23 protein-coding genes are annotated in these 18,272 nt (G+C 61.8%); 19 read left to right on the top strand and 4 right to left on the bottom strand.

Annotation, left to right across the window (positions count from 1 at the left end; translation table 11 throughout):
- Positions 1-8: 8 nt before the first annotated feature.
- The 4 genes from KUL25_RS09100 to KUL25_RS09085 form a co-directional block, all read right to left on the bottom strand.
- Positions 9-200, bottom strand: a complete 192-nt coding sequence (locus KUL25_RS09100; protein ID WP_257892653.1) for a YgaP family membrane protein — start codon at positions 198-200, stop codon at positions 9-11.
- A gap of 145 nt (positions 201-345) precedes the next feature.
- Entirely contained in the window at positions 346-1,401 is a 1,056-nt protein-coding gene (locus tag KUL25_RS09095) for a YeeE/YedE family protein (RefSeq protein ID WP_257892652.1), read from the bottom strand.
- 46 nt (positions 1,402-1,447) lie between these two features.
- Positions 1,448-1,750 carry an ArsR/SmtB family transcription factor gene (locus tag KUL25_RS09090; RefSeq protein WP_257894834.1) on the bottom strand — a complete coding sequence of 101 codons (303 nt, stop codon included), beginning with the start codon at positions 1,748-1,750 and terminating at the stop codon, positions 1,448-1,450.
- A gap of 175 nt (positions 1,751-1,925) precedes the next feature.
- Positions 1,926-2,279, bottom strand: a complete 354-nt coding sequence (locus tag KUL25_RS09085; RefSeq protein ID WP_257892651.1) for a thioredoxin domain-containing protein — start codon at positions 2,277-2,279, stop codon at positions 1,926-1,928.
- A 92-nt stretch (positions 2,280-2,371) separates the two neighbouring features.
- On the opposite strand from KUL25_RS09085, the gene KUL25_RS09080 reads away from it, so the two are divergent.
- The 19 genes from KUL25_RS09080 (at position 2,372) to KUL25_RS08990 (ending at position 18,272) form a co-directional block, all read left to right on the top strand.
- A complete protein-coding gene (locus KUL25_RS09080; RefSeq protein WP_257892650.1) occupies positions 2,372-3,112 on the top strand; it encodes a cytochrome c biogenesis CcdA family protein in 741 nt (246 codons plus the stop codon).
- Positions 3,113-3,140: 28 nt separating this feature from the next.
- Entirely contained in the window at positions 3,141-3,713 is a 573-nt protein-coding gene (locus KUL25_RS09075; protein WP_257892649.1) for a SoxW family protein, read from the top strand.
- Positions 3,714-3,839: 126 nt separating this feature from the next.
- Positions 3,840-4,316, top strand: coding sequence for a sulfur oxidation c-type cytochrome SoxX (soxX, locus tag KUL25_RS09070; protein ID WP_068364303.1), 477 nt, complete (start codon positions 3,840-3,842; stop codon positions 4,314-4,316).
- Between the two features lie 42 nt (positions 4,317-4,358).
- The gene (gene soxY, locus KUL25_RS09065; RefSeq protein WP_257892648.1) at positions 4,359-4,781 is read left to right on the top strand and encodes a thiosulfate oxidation carrier protein SoxY; all 423 of its coding nucleotides are present in this window, start codon (positions 4,359-4,361) and stop codon (positions 4,779-4,781) included.
- 17 nt (positions 4,782-4,798) lie between these two features.
- Entirely contained in the window at positions 4,799-5,128 is a 330-nt protein-coding gene (gene soxZ / locus KUL25_RS09060; RefSeq protein WP_257892647.1) for a thiosulfate oxidation carrier complex protein SoxZ, read from the top strand.
- 30 nt (positions 5,129-5,158) lie between these two features.
- Positions 5,159-6,028 (top strand): sulfur oxidation c-type cytochrome SoxA, encoded by an 870-nt coding sequence (gene soxA, locus KUL25_RS09055; protein ID WP_257892646.1) that lies wholly within the window; start codon positions 5,159-5,161, stop codon positions 6,026-6,028.
- 83 nt (positions 6,029-6,111) lie between these two features.
- A complete protein-coding gene (gene soxB / locus KUL25_RS09050; RefSeq protein ID WP_257892645.1) occupies positions 6,112-7,806 on the top strand; it encodes a thiosulfohydrolase SoxB in 1,695 nt (564 codons plus the stop codon).
- Positions 7,807-7,841: 35 nt separating this feature from the next.
- Positions 7,842-9,113: a sulfite dehydrogenase gene (soxC, locus tag KUL25_RS09045; RefSeq protein ID WP_257892644.1), complete on the top strand. Its 1,272-nt coding sequence runs from the start codon at positions 7,842-7,844 to the stop codon at positions 9,111-9,113.
- A 4-nt stretch (positions 9,114-9,117) separates the two neighbouring features.
- Positions 9,118-10,164, top strand: a complete 1,047-nt coding sequence (locus KUL25_RS09040; RefSeq protein ID WP_257892643.1) for a c-type cytochrome — start codon at positions 9,118-9,120, stop codon at positions 10,162-10,164.
- A 1-nt stretch (position 10,165) separates the two neighbouring features.
- Positions 10,166-10,861 (top strand): c-type cytochrome, encoded by a 696-nt coding sequence (locus KUL25_RS09035; protein ID WP_257892642.1) that lies wholly within the window; start codon positions 10,166-10,168, stop codon positions 10,859-10,861.
- 81 nt (positions 10,862-10,942) lie between these two features.
- Positions 10,943-12,205, top strand: a complete 1,263-nt coding sequence (locus KUL25_RS09030; protein WP_257892641.1) for an NAD(P)/FAD-dependent oxidoreductase — start codon at positions 10,943-10,945, stop codon at positions 12,203-12,205.
- A 67-nt stretch (positions 12,206-12,272) separates the two neighbouring features.
- Positions 12,273-12,713, top strand: a complete 441-nt coding sequence (locus KUL25_RS09025) for a DUF302 domain-containing protein (RefSeq protein ID WP_427854413.1) — start codon at positions 12,273-12,275, stop codon at positions 12,711-12,713.
- The gene (hemA, locus tag KUL25_RS09020; RefSeq protein WP_345790965.1) at positions 12,710-13,948 is read left to right on the top strand and encodes a 5-aminolevulinate synthase; all 1,239 of its coding nucleotides are present in this window, start codon (positions 12,710-12,712) and stop codon (positions 13,946-13,948) included. The genes KUL25_RS09025 and hemA overlap by 4 nt, the downstream gene beginning before the upstream one ends.
- Positions 13,949-14,016: 68 nt before the next feature.
- On the top strand, positions 14,017-15,087 hold the full coding sequence (locus KUL25_RS09015) for a YeeE/YedE family protein (protein ID WP_257892640.1): 1,071 nt from the start codon (positions 14,017-14,019) through the stop codon (positions 15,085-15,087).
- 85 nt (positions 15,088-15,172) lie between these two features.
- Positions 15,173-15,838 carry a Crp/Fnr family transcriptional regulator gene (locus KUL25_RS09010; protein WP_257892639.1) on the top strand — a complete coding sequence of 222 codons (666 nt, stop codon included), beginning with the start codon at positions 15,173-15,175 and terminating at the stop codon, positions 15,836-15,838.
- 144 nt (positions 15,839-15,982) lie between these two features.
- The gene (locus KUL25_RS09005; protein ID WP_068354044.1) at positions 15,983-16,414 is read left to right on the top strand and encodes a YeeE/YedE family protein; all 432 of its coding nucleotides are present in this window, start codon (positions 15,983-15,985) and stop codon (positions 16,412-16,414) included.
- Between the two features lie 3 nt (positions 16,415-16,417).
- Complete coding sequence (locus KUL25_RS09000) at positions 16,418-16,858, top strand: DUF6691 family protein (protein WP_257892638.1); 441 nt, start codon at positions 16,418-16,420, stop codon at positions 16,856-16,858.
- An 11-nt stretch (positions 16,859-16,869) separates the two neighbouring features.
- On the top strand, positions 16,870-17,754 hold the full coding sequence (locus tag KUL25_RS08995; protein ID WP_257892637.1) for an MBL fold metallo-hydrolase: 885 nt from the start codon (positions 16,870-16,872) through the stop codon (positions 17,752-17,754).
- A 32-nt stretch (positions 17,755-17,786) separates the two neighbouring features.
- Complete coding sequence (locus tag KUL25_RS08990) at positions 17,787-18,272, top strand: EF-hand domain-containing protein (protein ID WP_257892636.1); 486 nt, start codon at positions 17,787-17,789, stop codon at positions 18,270-18,272.

The following is an 18,272-nucleotide window of genomic DNA, read 5'->3' as shown; positions in this document are numbered from 1 at the left end:
GACGTGCGCTAGCAATCCTGGCATGTCTTGAAGCCGAAGACCCGGTAGATGGGGCAGAAATTCATCGCAGCGGTGGCGACGAAAATGACGCCGATCCAGCCCCAGATGCCGATGGTGCCCGTCAGGGCAAGGACGATCAGCAGCGCCCCAAGGGCGAAGCGGGCGATGCGGTCAATGTTTCCTACGTTGCGTTCAAACATGGTGGTTCTCCTGTGGCTACTGGAGCTGTTTTGACAGGTTTGGAGAAAGAGTTTGGTGACGAAGTCACAAAGCTGGCTCGGTTTCACCGGCTTTTCCATCACACTGACGTGAGGAAGGCGTCTTGGAGCGTCCGGGGGCAAGAACCTAGGTCGCGCGTTCGAACCCGTAGATCAGGTGCTTCAGCCCCAGCCATGCGCCGAACCAGATGCTGACCGCGACAAGGGGCGCGGTCGCCGAGAACATCGACAGCGCGGACAGGCCCTGTCCGACGCTGCACCCAGCCGCCAGCACGGCGCCGAAGCCCATGGTCGCGGCACCGGCCAATTGGCGACGCAGCTCTCTGGGGTCATCGCAGGCTTCCCAGCGGAAGCCATCCTGGATCAGGCTGCCGATCACGCTGCCGATCAGAACCCCCAGAACCGACCCGATGCCGAACTTCGGCAGAAGGCCGGTGGAATACATGGCGTAGTGAATCGTGTCTCCGACCGGCGCGGTGAAGGTATGGGAGGCGATAGGCCAAGGCTCGAACCCTTGGGTAGCGATGGAATAGGTGCCGATGAAGCCGGAACTGATGGCAACGCCCACGACCGCCCCCCATGCTACCCGACGCAGGCGGTGGCCGGTTGTCTGGAAGCGGATGGAGGCAAGAAGCGCCAGGATCCCAACGGTCAGCCCGATGGCGTTTGCGGACAGGCCAAATGCGTCGCCCACCCAATGGGCAAGACCTTGCGGAGCGCCGGGGGACGGCTCGAACGGGAACAGCCCGTTGCGTATTCCCGACAGCACGCCGAAGATCGTGGCGGTCGCCGTGATCCCCATCACCAGCGCGATCATCAGGGCACGGATGTCACCGCCGCCCAGTCGGGCCAGAACACCGTAGCCACAGTTGCCCGACTGGGCCATGCCATAGCCGAACAGAAGGCCACCGAGGAGTGCGCCGGGAACGGAAAAGCGCGTTGACAGAAGGCCGGTCGCCGACAGATCGATATATCCCAGCGCATCCGCACCGAAGTTCATGGTGATCGCCACGCCAAGCGCCGTCACCCACATCCACATGCGTCCGAAGTCCTGGCCGAAGTGCGCATCCTCTACCATGCCAAGCGTGCAGAACTTGCCCAGGCGCGCGGCCAGGCCAAGAAGGGTGCCACCTACCCCGCCAACAAGCAGGATCGCAGCCGATTCACCAATGGTGTCGAGCAAGTTCCCTCCGATGCGCACCTGGTGACAGCAAAGGCCGACACTGGGGTTATGCGCAGAACAACTCGTAGACTTGTTCGATGATCCGGCGCGCGCGGTCATCTGTCAAACTGTAAAAGATCTGCTTGCCTTCGCGGCGCGCTGAAATCAGCCGCTCCTGGCGCAACCGTGCCAACTGTTGCGACACGGCAGCCTGGCGTTGCGACAGCATCTGTTCCAACTCGGTCACGGATTTCTCGCCATGGGCGAGCGAACACAGGATCATCAGGCGACCCTCATGGCTAAGCGCTTTCAGAAAGTCGGTCGCTTCTTGCGCATTGTCGCGCACACGGTTCCACTTCGCATCGTCCATCGGTTCGCCCGGGTCGGGCAAAATGGATCGGGTCTGTGCAGTTTGGGGCGCCATGGGTGTGCTGTTTTCAGTGAAATTCGGACAATCGAGCCCCTCCTGCTTATGTTTTCTGCAGGTGCAGGGCTACCAAAATGGCACAATCCTTGCAAAAAAATCAATACCGCAAGCGTTTCGCCTAATCCTCTGGCGTGGCTTGGGCGATCAAACGGGCCAGCAGACCCCAAAAGAAATCCTCGCCGGGATAGCCCTCGATCCGGCCCACCTCGGTTCCATCTTCGATCAACACGAAGGTCGGTGTGAAACGGGGGCGCGACGTCAGTGCCAGATCCTCTGGCAGGGCGTCGTGGATGTCCAGACGACGCAAGGGCGCGGCGATGCCCTCGGGCGTGATCGGGTATTCCGGGCTGACGTCTGCATTCCAGCGCGCGCACCACATGCAGCCGACCTCTTCAAACATCAGCAACGACATCTCGGCGCGCGCGGGCGTGGCGCCCAAAGTCGAGATCAACCCAAGCGTGCAAAGCAACATCGCCACGCAACGGGTAATTGACCCGCGCTCGAAAGCACATCTAATATGAATTCTTGAATGTGTTTGCATCGAAGTGACCGGGATGAGGGTTAATGTTAGACGTCAGTTTTATCGGCGCGTTCCTTGCGGGGCTGTTGTCATTCCTGTCGCCCTGCGTCCTGCCGATGGTGCCGTTCTATCTGAGTTACCTTGCCGGGGTAAGTGTGAACACGGTCGCGGGGCAGGACACGATTTCGGGATCGGTGCGCGCGCGGGCCATCGTGGCCGCTTTGTTTTTCGCGGCCGGCATGCTGACGGTTTTCGTGGGGCTGGGGGCTTCGGCCTCGGCGCTGGGGCAGTTGGTGCGCGAATGGTTCGACGTGCTGCGTTGGATCGCAGCGGCATTGATCATCGTGATGGGCCTGCACTTCCTCGGCGTGTTCCGCATTGGCATCCTGAACCGCCAATGGCGGTCCGAGGCGGGCAGCACTCGCAACCTCAGCCTTGGCGGCTCCTACCTGATCGGACTGGCCTTTGCCTTTGGCTGGACGCCCTGCGTCGGTCCGATCCTTGCGGCGATCCTTTTCACTGCGGCCGGCACCGATACGGCGGGGCAGGGGGCGTGGCTGCTGACGGCTTATGGGCTGGGAATGACGCTGCCCTTCATTCTGGCGGCCGCTTTCGTTGGGCCGTTCATGGCCCTTATGTCCCGGTTCCGCCGGCACTTGGGCAAGGTCGAGAAGATCACCGGAGGTGCCTTGGTCATTTTTGGCGTCCTGATCGCGACGAACGCGATGAACTACATCGGGCAGTGGATGATCACGAATTTCGAAGTTTTTCAGTCGATGGGCTGACAGCCCAACGCTAGGGGAGGAAAGCGATATGTTCTTGAGATCATTGATGGTAGCCGGGGCTTTGGCATTGAGCCCGCTTGCTGCGCAGGCCGAGTTGAATGCCGACGGGCTCCACGTGGCTCCGTGGTTGATGGAGACCTTCCGCGACATGCGCGAGGATCTGGAGGAAGCTACCGCCAACGGCCAGCGCCTTGCCATCATCATCGAGCAGCGCGGCTGCATTTACTGCGCGGAGATGTACGAAGAGGTCTTCGTTGTCCCCGAGATTGAGCAGTTGCTGACCGACGATTTCTTCGTCGTGCGCCTGAACATGTACGGCAGCACCGAGGTTGTCGATTTCGACGGAGAGGTCATGTCGGAAAGTGAAGTCGTCCGGCGCTGGCGGATCTTGTTCACCCCGACGATTCTGTTTTTTCCACAGGAGGTTGCGCCGGACGCCACTGGGATCGAGGCCGCGGTGGCCACAATGCCCGGCGCTTTCGGCCGTTGGACCACTTTCAACATGTTCAATTGGGTGCTTGAGGAAGGCTATGCCGGAGAAGAAAGTTTCCAACAATACCACGCGCGGCAGCTGCTCACCCAGTCGCCGGAAAACGACTGACTCGTTGATCGAAGTCAATGTCGGGCCGATTTCATATGCAAAAATGCAAATGTGTAGTTGAATTATTCGTGAGCCTGCGTCTACGGTATACGACGGGAGACTGAATCGACCTTGGGAGGATCGAACTTGAAACGCCATATCATCTTGGTGGCTGGTCTGGCTTTAGCCGCAACCACTTCACATGCCGACGTTACATCCCCTGATGATGTCGTATCTAACGAATACGGCGACGTCGCCGAATCGCTGACGGGCGTGCCCGGCAATCCGACACGGGGTATCGAAGTGATGACCGACCGGGGCCTGGGCAACTGCATTGCGTGCCATCAGGTCACCGCCCTTGACGCGTACGACTTCCATGGAGAGGTCGGGCCCTCGCTTGATGGGGCAGGGGACCGCTGGGAAGAAGCGGCGCTGCGCGGCATCATGGTGAACGCCAAGGCGGTTTTCCCGGACTCTGTCATGCCTTCATTCTACCGCGTCTCGGGCTTCACGCGCCCCGGCGACGGGTACACCGGCAACGCGGCGGAAGGTCCGTTGTCCCCGATCCTGTCTGCGCAGGATATCGAGGACGTCGTAGCCTACCTGCTCACGCTCAGAGATTAATCAAAGCTTAACCCCCCGTTCCATCCAAGGAGATCATTCGATATGTCGATGACCCGCAGAACTTTTGTTGGCACAGGCCTGACCGCAGTCGCGGCTTTCCTGGCGATGCCACTGACTGCTACGGCCCAAGAGGTCGAAGATGCGATCAACGCCTTCACCAGTGGCGCCGATATGGCCGATGGCGGCATGACACTGATCGCCCCCGAGATTGCCGAGAACGGCAACACCGTCCCGATCGAGGTCGATGCCCCCGGTGCGGAGGCGATCATTGTCCTCGCCACCGGTAACCCGAACCCGGATGTGGCCACGTTCAACTTCGGCCCGGCGTCCGGGTCGTCAGCGGCGTCCACGCGTATTCGCCTGGCCGGGGAACAAGATGTCATGGCGATCGCGCGCATGCCAGACGGATCATTTGTGAGCGCCAGCCAGACCGTGCGCGTCACCATCGGCGGCTGCGGCGGCTGAGTTAGGGAGAAAGAACAATGGCAGATAACGTAACACCCCGCGTCCGCGTCCCTCGTGAAGCCTCCGCCGGAGACATCGTCTCCGTCCGGTCGCTGATCAGCCACGTCATGGAAAGCGGCCAGCGCCGCGACGGTGATGGCAACATCATCCCGCGGTCGATCATCAACCGCTTCGTGTGTGACTTCAACGGCATCAACGTGATCGACGTCACGATCGAGCCGTCGATCTCGACCAACCCCTACTTCCAGTTCGAAGCGGTGGTGAACGAGACGGGCACGTTCAACTTCACTTGGTACGACGATGACGGTTCCATCTACGAGGAAACCGCAGACATCACCGTCAGCTAAGCTCTAGCCGTCATCGGGAGGACGACAATCATGGCTATCAAACGCAAACCCTTATTCGTTGCGGGAAGCGCTGCGATCGCGGCGATTGTCGCCGCCACTGCGGCGGTTTCCGACATCGGGGATGAGAACATCCTGATCGTGAACGGTGACATCGAAATGATCGTGGAAACGGATCCGCCGGAATTTCTGGAGGATGTCTTCGACACGATCTACTCGGGCTGGGTGTTCCGTTCTCCCGGAACGCAAGCGATGCAGGCAGATGACTTCGACAACCCCGCCATGCTGGACGTCGACCTTGCCCGCGATACGTTCAACACGGTCATGGGGACCGAGGGGCAAAGCTGCGCCTCTTGCCATGAGAATCCCGAAAGCCTTGCCGGTGTGCGCGCGACATATCCCCAGTGGGATGAAGAGCACGGCACAGTCCAGACGGTCGAGATGCAGATCACCGAATGCATGACCGAGCGGATGGGCGCGGAAGCCTACGGCTACGACAGCGGGCCAATGCGCCAGATGTCCGCGCTGATTTCTTCTGTCAGCCGCGGCATGGTGATTGACGTTGCCATGGATGGCCCGGCCCAGTCCACATGGGAGCAGGGCGAAGAGATCTACTACACCCGCTATGGTCTTTTGGAGTTGAGCTGCGCCAACTGTCACGAACAGAACTACGGCAACAACATTCGTGCCGATCACTTGAGCCAGGGCCAGATCAACGGCTTCCCGACGTACCGTCTGCGTAACTCGCGCCTGAACTCGGTCCATGGGCGCTTCTTTGGGTGCATCCGCGACACGCGGGCGGAGTCCTTTGCCCCAGGTAGCGATGAGTTCATCGCGCTGGAACTCTATGTCGCCACGCGCGGCAACGGTCTGACCGTCGAAGGTCCCTCCGTCCGAAACTAAGACCCTTTCCCCTCCCTGACATGCCGTCGGGGAGGGGTTTCAGTCTAAACATTCGAAATCACGAATATATATCGAGGCCAACCATGATCTCCAGACGTCACTTTGTCCAAGCTGCCATGGCCACCACGGCGCTCTATGGGGCGTCTGGCTTCGGCAATTGGTCGCGCCTTGCCGCGCAGCAGACCCTGACCCAGGAAGGCCTGATCGGGTCCAGCACCTTCGGCAACGTCACCCTGATCCATATCACAGACATCCACGCCCAGACCCAGCCAATCTACTTCCGCGAACCTGAGTTCAACCTTGGCGTGGGCGCCGCCTTTGGCCAGCCGCCGCACCTTGTGGGGGACGCGTTCCGCGCCGCCTACGGCATCACCCGCGGGTCGGAAATGGACTACGCGCTGACTTACACGGACTTCACCTCACTGGCACAAACCTATGGCCGTATGGGCGGCCTCGACCGCATCGCCACGGTGGTCAATTCCATCAAGGGTGACCGGCCCGAGGCGATCGTGCTCGATGGCGGGGACACATGGCAGGGCTCGCTGCCCGCGCTGCGCACGGAAGGCGCCGACATGGTGCAGCTTTTCAACGCGCTTGGCACCGAAGCGATGACGTCGCATTGGGAATTCACCCTCGGCTCGGACCGGGTGCGCGAGATCGTGGAAGGCCCGCTGAACCCGGCGTTCCTTGGCGCCAACATTTTCGACATCGAATGGGACGAGCCGGTCTTCGACGACTACAAGATGTTCGAGCGCGGCGGCACGATGGTCGCCGTGATCGGGCAGGCTTTCCCCTATATGCCGATCGCGAACCCGTCCTGGATGTTCCCCGAATACTCCTTCGGCCTGCGCCGCGAGCGTATCGCGGAAGTGGTGGAAGAAGTCCGGGCAGCTGGCGCCGAGGTCGTGGTCTTGCTCTCCCACAATGGCTTTGACGTCGACCGTCAGTTCGCCCGCGACATTCCCGGCATTGATGTGATCCTGACGGGTCACACCCATGATGCGCTGCCCGAGCCGGTCCAGGTCGGCAACACCTTCCTGATCGCGTCCGGCTCGCACGGGAAATTCGTCAGCCGCGTGGACCTCGATATTCGCGATGGAGGCCTGCAAGGGCTGGATCATCGCCTGATCCCGATCTTTTCGGACGTGATTGCGCCCGATCCTACGATGGCCGCGCTTGTGGCGGAGACCCGCGCGCCGTTCGAAGAGGAAATGTCCGAGGTCATCGGCACTTCAGGCTCGCTCCTTTATCGCCGGGGCAACTTCAACGGCACGTGGGACGATGTGATCTGTAACGCGTTGATTTCCCAACGCGATGCCCAGATCGCCCTGTCCCCCGGCTTCCGCTGGGGCGCCGCGGTGCTGCCCGGCCAGAACATCACCCGAGAGGATATCTACAACGTCACCGCCATGACCTACCCCGAGGCCTACCGGACCGAGATGACCGGTGAATTGCTCAAGACAATTTTCGAGGACGTGGCCGAAAACATCTTCAACCCCGACCCCTACTATCAGCAAGGCGGCGACATGGTCCGCATCGGGGGCATGGGCTACCGTATCGACACCTCGCAATCCCAAGGCAACCGCATCACCGAGATGACCTTGCTGGAAACCGGAGAGCGGATCGAAGCGGATCAAACCTACGTCGTCGCCGGATGGGCGAGCGTGAACGAAGACACCGAGGGCCCCGCGATCTGGGATGTGCTGGAAGACCACATCCGCGCGCAGGGCACCGTCGAGATTGAACCCAACAATTCCGTGGATGTCGTCGCGAATTGAGCGACACCCCCTCTGCCGATCGAGAAAGGAACCCGATGTCCGACGAGACCGCAAAACCAACCAGCCGCCGCAAATTCCTCCAAGGGGCAGCCGTTGCAACGGGTGCTGTGGCGACGGGCCAGATGGTCCATGCCCAGGCAGCCCCTGATCCGGCGATCACCGAGATGCAGCCGTGGCAGCAGTACCTCGGCGCGGGCGTCGATGCGTCCCCTTACGGGATGCCATCGCCCCATGAGGCCCATGTCATACGCCGCAACGTGCCGTGGCTGACCGCCGATAGCGTCAGCTCGATCAACTTCACACCCCTGCACGAGTTGGACGGGATCATCACCCCCAACGGCCTCTGCTTCGAGCGTCACCACAGCGGCGTGGCCGAGGTTGACCCCGGCCTGCATCGCCTGATGATCAACGGCCTCGTCGATACGCCCATGGTCTTCACCGTCGAAGACATCATGCGCTTCCCGCGTGAGAACCGGACCTATTTCCTGGAATGTGCGGCCAACACCGGCATGGAATGGCGCGGCGCGCAGCTGAATGGCTGCCAGTTCACCCACGGGATGATCCACAACGTCGTCTACACCGGCGTGCCTTTGCGGCTACTTCTGGAAGAGGCCGGCGTGCGTACGAACGCGGCCTGGATTCTGCCCGAGGGGGCTGATGCCTCTGGCATGACCCGCTCCATCCCGCTGGAGAAAGCCTTGGACGATTGCCTTGTCGCCACCCACATGAACGGTGAGCGGCTGCGGGCAGAACAAGGCTATCCCATGCGTCTTGTCGTGCCCGGTTGGGAAGGCAACATGTGGGTCAAATGGCTGCGTCGGATCGAAGTCGGCGACCAGCCGTGGCACCACCGTGAAGAGACGTCGAAATACACCGACCTTCTGGAAGATGGCGAAGCACGCCGCTTCACCTGGGTGATGGATGCGAAATCCGTCATCACCAACCCCTCGCCGCAGGCGCCGATCCTGCACGGGCCGGGGCCGACCGTGATCACCGGTGTGGCGTGGTCCGGGCGCGGCTCGATCCCGCGGGTCGATGTCAGCCTTGATGGCGGTCAGAACTGGAACCAAGCGCGCATGTCGGGCCCCAGTTTCGACAAGTCGATGCACCGCTTCTACTATGAATTCGACTGGGATGGCTCACCGTTGTTGCTGCAAAGCCGGGCGATGGATTCCACCGGCTACGTGCAGCCCACCAAGGACCAACTGCGAGAGATCCGGGGCGAGAACTCCATCTACCACAACAACTCCATTCAGACCTGGGCCTTGTCTGAGGATGGGACAGCCGAAAACGTGGAGGTTGGATAAGATCATGAAAAAGATAGCATTGACCGCAGGCATCCTGCTGGCCTCCACTTCGATCTATGCCGTCGCGCAAGAGGCGGCAGCCCCCTCCCGCGAGGGTGGGTTCGGCCTTGGCCGCGAGGCACTTCCCGAAGAAGTCGCCGCATGGGACATCGACATTCGCCCAGATGGCGAAGGCCTTCCCGTGGGCTCCGGCGATGTCTGGACCGGGGAAGAGCTGTTCGTGGATTACTGCTCGGCCTGTCACGGCGATTTCGGCGAGGCGGTGGGCCGTTGGCCCGTGCTCGCGGGCGGCTTTGGTACGCTGGACGGGGAAGACCCGGTCAAGACAATCGGTTCTTACTGGCCGTACCTGTCGACGGTTTGGGACTATGTTCACCGCGCAATGCCCTACGGCGCGGCGCAATCGCTTAGCGATGATGAGGTCTATGCGATCACCGCCTATCTCCTCTATCTCAACGAGGTGGTCGACGACGATTTCGTCCTGTCGAACGAAACCTTCGCGGACGTCGAGATGCCCAACGAGGACGCGTTCTTCATGGACGACCGCGCCGAGGTCGAATTGCCCTTGTTCACCCAAGAGCCCTGCATGACCGACTGCACGGACGGCCCCGTCGAGGTGACGATGAACGCTATGGTTCTGGATGTGACGCCGGAAGAAGAAGGGGCGGGCGATGACGCCGCAGAGGCGGAGGAAGAGGCCGCCCCCGAAGACACCGGCCCCGATCCGGAGCTGGTCGCAGCGGGCGAGGGCGTCTTCCGTCAGTGTCAGACCTGTCACCAAGTAGGTGAGGACGCGCGCAACGGCGCAGGACCGATCCTGAACGGCGTTGTGGGTGCCGCAGCGGCCCATGTCGAGGGCTTCCGCTATTCCCCCGCCATGACGGGTGCGGCAGAGGACGGTCTGGTCTGGACCGAGGAAAACCTGGCGGCCTATCTGACCGATCCACGGGGCTTTCTGCGGGGCAACCGGATGTCGTTCCGGGGGCTGTCATCCGAGGATGATATCGCAGCGGTCATCGCCTATATCCAGGCAAGCGGACCGGCGCAGTAAGATGCCGTCCCGCTCCCACATACTGGCGGGAAGCCTCGCCCTTGTCCTGAGCGCCGCGGGCGCTTGGGCCGAGGGCGATCCCGCCCGGGGCGAGATGTTGTATCGCCCCTGCGCCGCCTGCCACATGATCGGGGAGGGGGCCGTCAACCGGATTGGCCCGCAGCTCAACGGTGTTGTCGGACGAGTGGTTGGCACTGCCGATGGCTACGAATACTCGGCCCCGCTGGCCGAGGCGGGCGTCGAGGGCGCCGTGTGGTCCGAGGCTGTTCTGGACCGCTTCCTGGAGAGTCCGCGCGACTACCTCCCGGGCACCAGCATGGTCTTTCGTGGCATTCGAAGCGAGACGGATCGCACTGATCTGATTGCCTTTCTTCTGCAAGAAGGTGGACCGGCAGATACGCCAGCGCAGATCAGTGCCGACACCGGCCCAAGCCCCGAGATCGCAGCCATTCTGGCGATCGAAGGCGACGTCGCCTACGGCGAGTACCTGTCCACGGAATGCACCGCATGCCACCGAAACTCGGGTGGAGAGGATATCCCCTCCATCGCCGGTCTGGCGCCATCGGTCTTCATCATGGGGCTCACGGCCTATCGCAATGGCGAGAGGGAGCATCAGGTCATGAACATGGTTACGTCGCGATTGGGCGATGAAGAGATTGCGGCGCTTGCCGCCTTTTTCGAGTCCGCTTCCCAATAGGGCGGAGCGACATCATTTGGCCCGGGAGAGGCCAATTAAAGAAGACGCGGCACATGGCGCGCACAATGGGAGGAATACAATATGAACAGACGTGGTTTCCTGGGGACGACGGTCGCCTTCTCGGCAGCGATGGCCGCGCCGATGATCGTGCGCGCCGATGGGCATTCTCGGCCCAAGGTCGTGGTCGTGGGCGGTGGTGCCGGTGGTGCAACCGCTGCACGCTATATCGCGCGTGACAGTGATGGCGCGGTTGATGTCACCCTGATCGAGCCGTCGCGGGCCTACTACACCTGCTTTTTCTCGAACCTCTACATCGGCGGTTTCCGCGACTTCGATGGCCTTGGCCATACCTATGGCAATCTGGCCACCGGCGGTGTGAACGTGGTCCACGATTGGGCGGTTGCGGTAGATCGTGACGCCAAGATCGTGCGCCTGGCGGGGGGAGAGTCCGTGCCCTACGACCGCCTCGTGCTGTCGCCCGGCATCGACTTCATCGAAGATTCGGTTCCCGGCTGGTCATTGGCCGCGCAAAACGCGATGCCCCACGCCTACAAGGCCGGTAGCCAGACCCAGCTTCTGAAAGCGCAGGTCGAAGCGATGCCGGAAGGCGGCACTTTCGCCATGGTCGCCCCGCCCAACCCCTATCGCTGCCCCCCCGGCCCGTATGAGCGGGTATCGATGGTTGCCCACTTGCTGCGCGACATCAACCCGACGGCCCGCATCCTTATCGCGGACCCGAAAGAGACGTTCTCCAAGCAGGCCCTGTTTGAGGACGGCTGGCAGCGCCACTATTCGGGCATGATCGAGCGGATCGGCCCGGACTTCGGCGGTGGCGTGGTCGAAGTTGATCCCGCCGCGATGACCCTGTCGATTGACGGCGCCGTCGAGAATGTGGACGTGTGCAACGTTATCCCCGCCATGCGCGCGGGCAGCATCGTGTTCCAGGCGGACCTCAACGATGGTAACTGGGCACCGGTCTCGGCCTACGACATGTCCAGCCGCGTTGACGAAAGCATCCATATCCTGGGTGACTCGGCGCAACAGGGCGCGATGCCGAAATCCGGCTTCTCGGCCAACAGCCAGGCCAAGGTCGCCGCAAACGCCATCGTGGCCGCGCTGACCGATGGCCGTGCCTTCCCGGCACGTTTCTCGAACACCTGCTGGTCGCTGATCGATACCGATGACGGCATCAAGGTTGGTGCCAACTACGAGGCCTCGGACGAGGGCATCGTGTCGACCGGCGGCTTCGTCAGCCAACTCGACGAAACCTCGGAAGTCCGCGCTGAAACCTACCGCGAAAGCCTTGGCTGGTACGACGCCATCACCGAGGACATGCTCGGCTAACCAAACAACCGCGAGGGGCGCATACCGCGCCCTTCGCATACCCCTTCTCAACGCAGGAGATAAGACCATGCAGACGTTTGTTAAAGCCATCGCCCTGGGCATCGGTCTTCTGTGCCCCATGGTCGCCACGGCCCAGGATGTCATCACCTATGAATTCGACGGCAGTTTCGAGGACGGCACCTTCGCGCTGGAGAACGCGATCATCGACCGGGGGCTGGTCATCGATTACGTCAGCCATGTGGGCGAAATGCTGGCGCGGACCGGCGCGGACGTGGGCTCGGACGTCGAAATCTTCAACAACGCCGACATCTACCTGTTCTGCTCGGCCGCCGTATCGCGCCGCGTGATGGAGGCGGACCCGATGAACATCGTCCATTGCCCCTATTCGATCTTCGTGGCCGACATGGGCGACGGCGTCGTCTTCGGACACCGCGCCTATCCCGATGGCCCCATGCAAGAGGTCGAAGCGATGCTTGACGCTATCATCATCGAGGCGCGTGAGCAGTGATCGACGGCGGTTTTGACTATCAGGCTTTCGCCGCATCGCAACTGAACGACCTCAAGGATGCAGGAAACTATCGCTACTTCGCCGATCTTGAGCGCGCGCGTGGTGCCTATCCGAAGGCCGAAAACCGTGACGGCGACGCCCGGCGCGATGTCAGCGTCTGGTGTTCCAACGACTACCTCGGCATGGGCCAGCACCCGGACGTGATCGCGGCGATGCACGCGACGCTGGATCGAACCGGCGCGGGTGCGGGCGGGACGCGCAACATCTCGGGCACGACCCACGCCCATGTGGATCTGGAGGCAGAGCTGGCCGACCTGCACGGCAAGCAAGCGGCCTTGCTGTTCACCTCGGGCTATGTGTCGAATTGGGCAAGCCTTGGCACGCTGGCGGCGCGCTTGCCCGATTGTGTGGTGCTGTCGGACGCGGGCAACCACGCCAGCATGATTGAAGGCATCCGCCATTCCCGTGCTGAGAAGCGCATCTTCAAGCATAATGACCCGGAAGATCTGGAACGCCAATTGGCCAGCATCAAACCCGGGCGTCCGATCATCGTGGCGTTTGAATCCGTCTACTCGATGGATGGCGATATTGCCCCCATCGCCGAGATCTGCGACGTGGCCGAGCGTTATGGCGCAATGACCTATCTTGATGAGGTCCATGCCGTTGGCCTTTACGGCCCCCGTGGCGGTGGTATCGCAGAGCGTGAAGGGCTGATGGATCGTCTGACGGTGATCGAGGGGACGCTTGGCAAGGCTTACGGCGTCATGGGCGGCTATATCGCGGCCTCTGCCGAGATCGTGGATTTCGTACGTTCCTTTGCGTCGGGCTTCATCTTTACCACCGCCATTCCGCCCGCCGTGGCGGCAGGTGCCTGTGCCGCGGTGCGTCACCTCAAGACCAGCGATGTCGAGCGCGCCGCCCATCAGGCCCGCGTCGCGGAAGTGCGCGGGCGGCTGGATCAGATCGGCATCCCACATCTGGAAAACGATAGCCACATCATCCCCGTCATGGTGGGCGATCCCAACAAATGCCGCTTCATCTCGGACGAATTGATGCGGCGGTTCGGCATCTACATCCAGCCGATCAACTACCCCACAGTGCCCAAGGGAACCGAGCGTTTGCGTATCACGCCGTCGCCGGTACACTCCGCCGCCGACATCGACGCCCTCGTCGCGGCGCTGGAGGACCTCTGGGCCCAATGCAACATCGCCCGCGTGCCGCTTGCGGCGCAATGAATTGATGTGGGTCAAGGCATGAAACCGGGGCGGCGGATAGGACGGCAGCAGTCAATCCCGAGAGCGCCATGCCCCTAGAATACCTTATCGATACCTTCGGCGACGACATGGTTCTGCTCATGGCGGGATTAAGCGTGGGCCTTGTCTTCGGCGTGGCGGCGCAGCGGTCCGCCTTCTGCCTACGGGCCTCGACGGTGGAGGTGTCGCAAAGGGTCCTTGGGCCGCGCATGTCGGTCTGGCTGGTGGCCTTTTTCGCGGCGCTGGCCACCACGCAGGGTGCCATTCTGTTCGGCGCGCTGGACGTGTCGCAAGCGCGCCCCTTGTCGGGCGTGGGAAGCCTCTCCGGCGCGATCATCGGCGGCATGCTTTTCGGGATCGGCATGGTTCTGGCACGTGGTTGCGCCAGCCGCTTGCTGGTGCTGTCTGCGACCGGGAACCTGCGCGCGCTGATCACCGGGCTGGTTCTGACGGTCGTGGCGCAATCGTCGCTGCGTGGGATCCTCGCCCCGTCGCGCGAATACCTGTCGCAACTTTGGGTGATCAGCGGCGACGGGCGTGATCTTGGGTATGTCCTGTCGCTGTCCACCGCCGTTGTGACGTGGGGTGCCGTGGCGGCGCTTGCCGTGTCGATCGGGCTTGCGCGGTATAGGAAACTGGCTTGGACGAAGATCTTTGCCGCCGCGTGCGTAGGGGGCGCCGTCACCCTTGGCTGGTGGGCCACCTACGCGCTGTCCCAGGTTTCGTTCGAGGTTTTTGACGTGTCCAGCGTGACCTTCACCGGGCCCGCGACGGATACACTCATGGCCTTCGTGGCCGAACGCTCGGTGCCCTTGTCCTTCGGTCTTGGCCTTGTCCCCGGCGTGTTTCTGGGGGCGGGAGGGGCTGCGATCCTGTTCCGGGAATGGCACATTGAGCGCTTCAGTAGCGACACGCCGATGGAGCGCTACCTCGTGGGTGCCGTCTTGATGGGCTTCGGTGCAATGTTGGCGGGCGGATGTGCCGTGGGCGCGGCGATGTCCGGCGGCGCGATCATGGCGGTGACGGCATGGGTTGCGGCCCTGTCGATCTGGGGCGGAGGGGTAGCAACATCGCTGGTGTTGACCTATCTGGAAACGGTGCGGCGGCCTTCCGTCGCTTAGTGAAAACGCCACGACTCAATACACCACAACCGGTCATCGGCAGCCCTTGCGCCGCCGCTGCGGCCAATCACGATAGGTAGAGCGGATGAGCGAAACAGAGGATTGGACGCAGCGGTTCACGGGATTGTCACGGTTGCCGGATCACGTGCGCAACGTGCTGTTGCGCGATGGAAAGATCCTGCGCTCAAAGAAGGGGGATCAGATCTTCGGCGCAGGGCATGTTCCGCAAAACCTCCTGTTCTTGCTGTCGGGCACGGTGCGTGTCTCTCAGACGTCCGAGGGCGGTCGGGAAATCGTGCTTTACCGGGTTGAGGCGGGGCAAAGCTGTGTCATGACCACCGCCTGCATGTTGGCCCACGAGGCCTATCTTGCCGAAGGGGTGGCAGAGACCGACGTCACCGCGATTGCGCTGCCCAAGGCCACTTTCGATGCGCTCGTGTCCGCCGAGCCGATATTTCGGGATTTCATCCTTGCAGCCTATGCTCATCGCATGACTGGCCTGTTCAAGATCATCGAGGATGTCGCCTTCGGGCGCATCGACATGCGCCTGGCAGCGCGATTGTTGGATTTGGCCGGAACCTCCGAGACAGTGTCCGCCACGCACCAGGCCTTGGCCACCGAGCTTGGCACCGCGCGGGAAGTCGTGTCCCGGCAGTTGCATGAATTCCAACGCCGCGGTTGGTTGGAACAACAACGCGGGCTTGTACGGATCCTCGACCGGGACGCTTTGCAAGACCTCGCAAACGGCTGAAACCTTCCTTTTTGCGGTCTCATCTAAAAATCTGCATGGTTTGGTGACTTCGTCACTGAACGTTGGTGGCAGCTGTCTTAGATACATGCAGACACAAGCGCGGTCGGCGTTGAATCGGCTGTGCATCCACAATGGAGAGACGACATGGAGACTGAATTCACCCCTTGGATATCCCTCTTGGGCGGCGTGCTCATCGGCTTGGGCGCGACACTGCTCATGCTGTTCCACGGGCGGGTCATGGGGGCGACAGGCATCCTTGCGGGGCTGGTCTATCCGGCCTCCAAATCCGATTTCGCATGGCGCGCCGCGACAGTGGCCGGCATGGTCACGGGCCCTCTCGTCGTCCTGGCGATCAGCGGCGCGATGCCAGCGGTTCAGGTACCTGTGAGCACGGTGATGCTGCTGGTCGGCGGGCTGATCGTGGGCGTCGGTGTGACCTTCGGCGGCGGCTGCACCTCGGGTCACGGGGTATGCGGCATGGCGCGCCTGTCGCCCCGTTCCATCGTTGCGACCGGGACGTTCATGGTCGTCACCCTGGCCACGGTTTACGTCGTGCGCCACGTGTTCGGAGGATAAAAGATGCGTCTTTTTGCAGCCTATGTAATTGGGACGATCTTTGGGGTGGGCATTTCCATCTCAGGGATGGCGAACCCCGCCAAGGTCCTGAACTTCTTTGATGTGGCGGGGGCGTGGGATCCGTCGCTGATCTTCGTGATGGGGGGCGCCCTTGTGACGACCTTCATCGGGTACAAACTGGTTTTCGGGCGGAAAACGCCCGTGTTCGGGCGGGAGTTCCTTGTCCCGCAACGCCGTGATCTCGATGCGCGCCTGATTGGCGGCTCGGCGCTGTTCGGCATCGGCTGGGGAATCGCGGGGTTCTGCCCGGGCGGTGCCCTTCCGGCCCTTGGCACCGGTCGCTGGGAGGTTTTCGCCTTCACCGCCGCTTTGCTGGTCGGCATTATTCTGGCCCGCACCATCGAATCCGCCGCCGCGCGCAAACCCAACGCTCCTCAATCGTAAGGAATACAGACATGACCCAGTATCCAATCAATATGGACATTTCACCTGTCGTCGAAGGTTTTTTCGACGATGCAACCAATACCATCAGCTACATCGTGCGTGACCCGGCCAGCACATCGTGTGCCGTCGTCGATAGCGTCATGGACATCGATTATGCCGCAGGGCGGATTACCTATGATCACGCCGACGCATTGATTGCTCGCATTCAGGAACAGGGCTTGAAGCTGGAGTGGATCATCGAAACCCACGTCCACGCTGACCACCTGTCCGCCGCGCCGTATATCCAGGAAAAACTGGGCGGCAAGATCGGCGTTGGGGCCAACATCATGGTCGTGCAGGACGTCTTCGGAAAGGTCTTCAACGAAGGTACCGAATTCCAACGCGATGGCAGCCAGTTCGATGCGCTGTTCCACGATGGTGACACCTACATGATTGGCGAGATGCAGGTGTTTACGATGGCCACACCGGGCCACACGCCTGCGTGCATGGTGCATGTGATGGGTGATGCGGCCTTTGTGGGGGACACGCTGTTCATGCCCGATGGCGGCTCGGCGCGGGCCGACTTCCCCGGCGGCGACGCCGGAGAGCTTTATGACAGCATCCAGAAGGTGCTGGCACTACCCGACGAAACGCGTCTGTTCATGTGCCACGACTATGGCCCGAACGGTCGCGATATCGCGTGGGAAACCACGGTGGCCGAAGAGAAAGCCCACAACATCCACGTGGGCGGCGGCAAGACCCGTGAAGACTTCATCAAGTTCCGGACTGAGCGCGATGCACAGCTGGATATGCCCAAGCTGATCATCCCTTCCCTGCAAGTGAACATGCGTGCGGGGGAAATTCCCAAGGATGCCGACGGAAACCCGATGCTCAAGGTGCCGGTCAACGGCCTGTGAGGTCGCGAGCAGCCACATAAAGGAACAGACTGATGCAGAACTCGATTTTCTCGACGATGCCAGCCGTCGCTTTGGGGGCAGCACTGTCTTTCAGTGCTGCGCCTGCTTTGGCCGCACCCGGTGACCACTTCATTGTGAACTGGGACCTGGACGGCGACGGCGTCGTCACGGTGGATGAAATCCGTACTCGGCGCGGCGACGTGTTCTTTACCTTCGATGCTGATGAAAACGGCGCAATCGACGGTGAAGAATACGTGATGTTCGATGAGGCACGTGAAAACGACATGGCCAATGAGCCGGGCCACGGCAGCGGCAGCGGCAACGGCAATGGCAACGGGGGCGGCAATGGCAGCCCGATGCAGCGCGCCGCGGCGGGTATGACGCTTGAATTCAACGATGTCGATGGCAATGGCGAAGTCAGCGAGGCCGAGTTCCTGGCTCAGGCAGCCGCGTGGTTACAGATGCTGGACCGCAATGGCGACGGCATCGTGACAACAGACGACTTCGGTCGCCGTTAA

This window comes from Gymnodinialimonas phycosphaerae, from assembly GCF_019195455.1.
GTDB classification, from domain to species: Bacteria; Pseudomonadota; Alphaproteobacteria; order Rhodobacterales; family Rhodobacteraceae; genus Gymnodinialimonas; species Gymnodinialimonas phycosphaerae.
This window is presented reverse-complemented; position numbering and strand designations above follow the sequence as displayed.